The following is a 5,814-nucleotide window of genomic DNA, read 5'->3' on the forward strand; positions in this document are numbered from 1 at the left end:
GGATGACCCTGATTCCGGGCTTCCACCGCCTTCCTCCGCCCTTTCCGCTACGCTCCAAGGACGGAGGAAGGCGGTGGCGGAGTTGCACTTCTAACTTGACGGTGGGTTTAACACAGCTGGATTCCTGCCTTATCCCTTCTTGGCTTTCCGGTAAGCATAAGGCGACATGCCCATAATCTTGTTGAACAGACGCGAAAAGTAATAGGCATCATCTATGCCTACCTTGTAACAGATCTGATTGACCTTCATGTCAGTCGAGTCAAGCAAGAAACAGGCCTCCTGTATCTTCATCAAGTTGAAATACTCCAACACACTGTGTCCCGTCTTCCGTTTGAACAACATCGAGAAATGTGAAGCCGAATAACCACTTTGCGCCGTCAGCTCCTGAAGTGTAAGCCGTTTTTCCAGATTCTCTTTCATATAATGTATAGTCACATCAACAAGTCCTTCATCATCTGTCCGCCCACCATAAGCCGCACGGTATTGTTGGACATAACGCAACGAGCCTAAATAATGATGAAAAAGCGAAGATGCATAATACAGATTCTCGTTGCTATAGCCCGACTTCAGTGTAAGAAACTGTTTTGAATTTCTTCAAAAAGTTTTTCTCGTCTTGATGTATCCGTTTTCGTGTGTGCTTTGGGCGATTTTTTGGTCCTTTCCGCTTCTGTTCTTCGTCAGATAGCCCGCTATCTTCCTCATCACACAAGCGGAAATGCCTCAAAAACTCATCCCAAATCATCGCACGATAAATTCAAAACAGTTTCTAAGAAAAATCTCCTCAAACAAGTTGATGCGATTATTGATGCGCGAATGTTTCTCGGGCAAAATTTCCATAGGCTGCGCAGCATTTTTAGCATAACAAGAAGCCAAAGTTCCCTTGAAATGAATCCAATAAATCGTCCATGGATTACCCTCGTCTGCCCCATAGGCATGTGGCATTCCTGCCGGAAGTATAAAATACTGGTTTTCGTGCACCTCGTAAGTATATCCGTTAACACGGTACCAACCCGCTCCATCTATACAATAAATGAATACAAACTGATTGATAGGAGTTGTCCGTTCCCTAAAGTGATGACTTGCCTTCGGGTAATAACCGATATCAGTAATATGGAGGGCGGCGAGCAACGGGTCTTTTTCCATAAACTGGGTAATGAGCTGCGGAAGCACCAACGCCCTTTCACCGTCAAATCCGTCTTTCAATCGTATCATGGCAGAAATATCTAAAGTTGTTTTACGTGCCGAATATACAAAATTATTTTGTAATTCCTATCTTACAATCTCTTGCAATATCACCATCAAAAACATAAGGGCTTTAGATGTTATTTCGGTTCGGCGATTAAGTAATAACATTCTTCATGAAAGTCATCACCCTCGATATGAAGAAGCGCTACACGTGTAGTATCATTGCCGTAAGTTTCCACGATGCTGGCATCTTCGGGTAATGTCTTGAAACTGGCGGTTGTCTCGGATGTTTTTTCCAAATATTTTGTCAGCAGCCAACGCAGCCCGTCTTCCTGCCTTTGAAGATTTTCGGCATCAGTAAGATGGGATGCGGCCGCTACCCTGATTTCCACGAAAGGGGTATTGTTGCGCTGTTGGGTGTTGGTCAACAGAAACTCATAACGGGTATCAAGTACACAATAAATGGTGTGAGTCTGTGGGTTGGCAACCGCAATACTTCCTCTTTCCCAATCTATACCGAGAAAATCCCTTTCACGCATAATCTGTTCAATTGTATATTCATACTTCACCTCGCCATCCTTGTATCCTTTAAGCGATATCAGGAAATCGCTTTTCTCGAAAAAATACGAGCTCCATTGCGATGTGTAGCTTTCAGACGTTCCACTATCACCTTTTTTCCGTTGAAGAATAGGATAGGTGTCAGGCATGACCGGAGACGACATCACAATCGAATCATAGTATTGCAGGAACTCCGGATTGCCAAAGGGAGTGTATTCATCCCGATGGTCGAGTATTCTGAATGTCAACAAGTCGAAGGGTGCCGCCAGCGGTGTATCTAAATACATAAACGGAGTCAGTTGCACCATTTTAAGCTTGAACTTTGCTTCTTCGGGCCATTCTTCGGGCGTGACAGGTGTGTCCGGTTGTGTATCGCTTAGTATTTCAATCAGCCGATAAGTGCAATTCATCCCGTCCTGCGGTGGATTGGCGAGAGTGGTTTTGCGCACTTTCAATTCGTAGGCATGTCCTTGCACGTATTCAAAGCCTTCGATGCTGCCCATGACAAGACGCTGCCATTCCGTATCAGACGGCTCCTTTACAAGCATGTATTCCATTGGAACATTACTTCCCCATACGGACTCCCAAACCGTTGTTTCGGATACCTGCATGATGATATCCGCATAACTGTCTCCTGAAGTATCTTCATTGTCACAACCGCCCCATATAAAACTTAGGACCGTCAATAAAACGAAAGAAAGATTCTTGATTGTCACGACTTGTTTATTTAAAGGTTTTTGAAATCTGTTCACCCACACGTTTAAGAGCACCTTTGATGTCGGCATCGTGACTTATTCCTAACGTGGTATAAGCACCTCGGCAGGAAACTAAAGGGCGGTCGGTGTTGAAGTCGATGAAGTTGACCGTGATTACGGTTTCTTCTTGGCTTACAGCGACACCGAATGTCGCCAGCAATAACGCCGACTGCTCACTCTGTGTCAGTTCGTTAATGCGATATTGGTTTATCAATGTTAACCCCGACTGTTCGACAGCATCGTATAATTGTATCTGATATTGTACAAGTTCGGGGGGCATTCTGTACGTATCATCGTCTATAACCGCTACGTATTTATACTTAGATAAATTGACACCTTGTGAGACGACGGATTTAGATGTAGTACAGCTTGTCAGAATCATCAGTATACAGACACCGATGAATGTCGGGAGTTTTCTTAAAATGTTTTTCATCTTCATCGTTATAAAATTCTTGTTGACTTCCTAAGAATTTTCATTTGTATTACAGGAAACGTGAGCCAACTATGCCACGTCTTTACTTGGAGGTCGTAGGAAACCTTGTATACAGATGTAGTTATAGCAGCCCACGCTATAGCGTCAGAACCACCATGCCATCTGAATATGCAATTTGAAAATTTCCTATGTTTCCAAATACTTGATGCGCATAACGTTTCTTCTTTTTCTCGCATGTTTTGGGAAAGAGTTGGTTCTACCCGAATACAAAGATAGAAGATTTTTACGATAATCTCCTATTTTCAAAAGTTTTTTCCCTGAAACACGAAATTAGTTCCTGCTTTATGCGAGCCAATAGTCAAGAATGTACGATGAGCAAGGCGCATTGGTTTTATCAGTGCATATCTTTTAATAAAAGGTTGCTGCTATTATCTTCTTGCTTCAACACAGATAGCTTCGTCTGCTGTAAGATTAATAATCTTGCACTTGTAAGATTAATAATCTTGCAGCCTGAAGATTAATAATCTTACAGTGGATGCACCTATATTCCTCCGCATAGACAACCGCAAACAACACGATATTTCCATGCGCGAACTGGCACATGCGTATACCGAAGACACACAAGTGAAATGGAACGGCGTGTTGGGACGCATGGAACTGAAAGCGGAAAACGATGTCAAGCTACAACAAGTAAACGTGTATCCGGACATCGCAGGCAAGCGGATAAAAGTAAAAGCCGTCCTGGTGCGGACCAATCCCCAAACCACCCAGGCAGAGGTTACCTTACAAGTCAACTGCGCTGAGACCGTATACATTGCAGGCAAGCTGCCACACCCGGCAGGGTACAGACCGCTATGAAACCACTTTCGGCATGCGCGAGATTGGGCATACCGACGGTTATCTTACCATCAACGGCAACCGGATATTCCTGCGCGGAACATTGGAATGCTGCATCTTTCCGCTGACCGGAACGCCTCCGACCGATGAAGCCGGCTGGGAAAAAGTATTCTCTACCGCCAAAGCATGGGGACTGAACCACTTGCGTTTCCATTCGTATTGCCCGCCCGAAGCCGCTTTCAAGGTAGCAGACCGCATGGGATTTTACCTGCAAGTGGAATTGCCCAACTGGTCGCTTACGGTAGGAAAGGACACCGCCACCAACCGTTTCCTATACCAGGAGTTCGACCGCATCATTGCCGCGTATGGAAACCATCCTTCTTTTTGCATGTTGAGCGCAGGCAACGAGCTGCAGCCCGACTTCCAGTTCCTGAACGCATTTGTGGGCTACATGAAACGGCAAGATAACCGCCACCTGTATGCCACCACCACATTCACTTTCGAGCAAGGGCATGGCACACAACCCGAACCGGAAGACGACTTCTTCGTTACCCAATGGACAGACAAAGGATGGATACGCGGACAAGGCGTATTCGATGCCGAAGAACCCAACTTCAACAAAGACTACCGACAGGCGGCAGAAGGCATAAAAGTCCCGCTGATTTCGCACGAGATAGGGCAATACTCGGTATATCCGGACATGGAAGAAATCGGGAACTACACCGGCACCTTGGAACCGCTCAACCTGAAAGCCATCCAAAAAGACCTGGAAAAGAAAGGGCTTGCCGGCAAAGCCGAACGTTACCTACAAGCTTCAGGCAGATTTGCGGTACAACTCTACAAAGAAGAAATCGAACGTGCCATGAAAACACCGCAATTCAGCGGCTATCAACTGCTTGGCCTGCAAGATTTCCCGGGACAAGGCACGGCACTCGTCGGTCTGGTCAATGCGTTTTGGGAATCGAAGAAACTGACCGATGAACGTTATTTCCGTCAGTTCTGCTCGCCGGTTGTCCCGCTCGCCCGTTTCGAAAAAGCTACTTGGACAACCAACGAAACCTTTGCCGCACAAGTGGAAATAGCCAACTATTACAAAGAAGACATCCGCGGCAAGCATATCCTGTGGCAATTGACAGACAAGACCGGATATGAAGTGGGGCGAGGGAAACTGGATGCCGGTACCTTCAAAAAAGGAACCGTCACTTCCGCAGGTGAAATACACGCCGGATTAGAGAAAGTGCGAAACGCAGCCCAGCTCTACCTGAAAGTAACCATCGAAGATACAGATTGGGAAAACAGCTGGTCGATATGGGTATATCCTCCACTTAAGGAACTGAATGCCGGTGATGTTGTGCTGACTCAAGACATCAGCCAGGCACTGTCGGCTTTGGAAGCAGGGAAAAAAGTCCTCCTCTCTCCACGTCCCGATAAACTGGAAGGATTGGAAGGCAAGTTCCTTCCGGTGTTCTGGAGCCCCGTACATTTCCCCAAACAGGCAGGAACCATGGGCATACTTTGCGACCCCAAACATCCGGCACTTCTGCATTTCCCTACCGAGATGCATAGCGACTGGCAATGGTGGAACCTGGTTAAACACTCCAAGGTATTGGTCATGGATTCGTTGCCCGATTTGCAACCTATCATAGAAGTAACAGACAATTTCGTAAACAATCGCCGACTGGCCTCCGTCTTCGAAACTAAATACGGAAAGGGCAAACTCATCATGAGTTCAATAGACCTCTTGTCGACTGAGAGCAAACAGAAACCTGAGGTAAAGCAACTGCTCTATAGTCTGACACAATACATGAATTCGGCAGACTTTGTCCCCACCGGAACCGTCAGCAAACAAGACCTGCTTTCTTTTTTCAGCAAGCAGAACAAAGGTGTTGAAAAACGGACAGATGCCCGTTCGATTTACGAAGAATAACTGACAAGAATTAAGAAGCTGTTTTGAATTTATCGTGCGATGATTTGGGATGAGTTTTTGAGGCATTTCCGCTTCTGTGATGAGGAAGATAGCGGGCTATCTGACGAAGAACAGGAGCG

At 45.9% G+C, this 5,814-nt stretch carries 5 protein-coding genes and 2 pseudogenes; 2 read left to right on the forward strand and 5 right to left on the reverse strand.

What is annotated here, in order from left to right:
• Positions 1–129: 129 nt before the first annotated feature.
• The 5 genes and pseudogenes from B5F78_RS15695 to B5F78_RS15710 all read right to left on the reverse strand — a co-directional run.
• A pseudogene (locus B5F78_RS15695) lies at positions 130–573 on the reverse strand (helix-turn-helix domain-containing protein); the annotation flags it as partial.
• Positions 554–742, reverse strand: coding sequence for a hypothetical protein (locus tag B5F78_RS18090; RefSeq protein ID WP_162608574.1), 189 nt, complete (start codon positions 740–742; stop codon positions 554–556). The pseudogene B5F78_RS15695 and the gene B5F78_RS18090, both read right to left, overlap by 20 nt.
• Positions 743–771: 29 nt before the next feature.
• Positions 772–1,212: pseudogene (locus B5F78_RS15700) on the reverse strand (AraC family ligand binding domain-containing protein); the annotation flags it as partial.
• A gap of 110 nt (positions 1,213–1,322) precedes the next feature.
• Positions 1,323–2,459, reverse strand: coding sequence for a DUF4377 domain-containing protein (locus tag B5F78_RS15705; protein ID WP_162608575.1), 1,137 nt, complete (start codon positions 2,457–2,459; stop codon positions 1,323–1,325).
• 7 nt (positions 2,460–2,466) lie between these two features.
• On the reverse strand, positions 2,467–2,778 hold the full coding sequence (locus B5F78_RS15710) for a hypothetical protein (protein ID WP_225226457.1): 312 nt from the start codon (positions 2,776–2,778) through the stop codon (positions 2,467–2,469).
• 684 nt (positions 2,779–3,462) lie between these two features.
• Here B5F78_RS15710 and B5F78_RS15715 point away from each other — a divergent pair.
• Both B5F78_RS15715 and B5F78_RS15720 read left to right on the forward strand, forming a co-directional pair.
• Positions 3,463–3,789 (forward strand): hypothetical protein, encoded by a 327-nt coding sequence (locus B5F78_RS15715; RefSeq protein WP_087407176.1) that lies wholly within the window; start codon positions 3,463–3,465, stop codon positions 3,787–3,789.
• Positions 3,790–3,802: 13 nt separating this feature from the next.
• Positions 3,803–5,695 (forward strand): hypothetical protein, encoded by a 1,893-nt coding sequence (locus B5F78_RS15720; RefSeq protein WP_087407177.1) that lies wholly within the window; start codon positions 3,803–3,805, stop codon positions 5,693–5,695.
• Positions 5,696–5,814 lie beyond the last annotated feature (119 nt).

This window comes from Bacteroides sp. An279, from assembly GCF_002159615.1.
Classification (GTDB): domain Bacteria; phylum Bacteroidota; class Bacteroidia; order Bacteroidales; family Bacteroidaceae; genus Phocaeicola; species Phocaeicola intestinalis.

What these genes read in the sequence shown, in the direction of transcription:
- B5F78_RS18090 (WP_162608574.1), bottom strand. Translation starts at nt 742, where the DNA reads ATGATTTGGGATGAGTTTTTGAGGCATTTCCGCTTGTGTGATGAGGAA.
- B5F78_RS15710 (WP_225226457.1), bottom strand. Translation starts at nt 2,778, where the DNA reads ATGCCCCCCGAACTTGTACAATATCAGATACAATTATACGATGCTGTC.
- B5F78_RS15720 (WP_087407177.1), top strand. Translation starts at nt 3,803, where the DNA reads ATGCGCGAGATTGGGCATACCGACGGTTATCTTACCATCAACGGCAAC.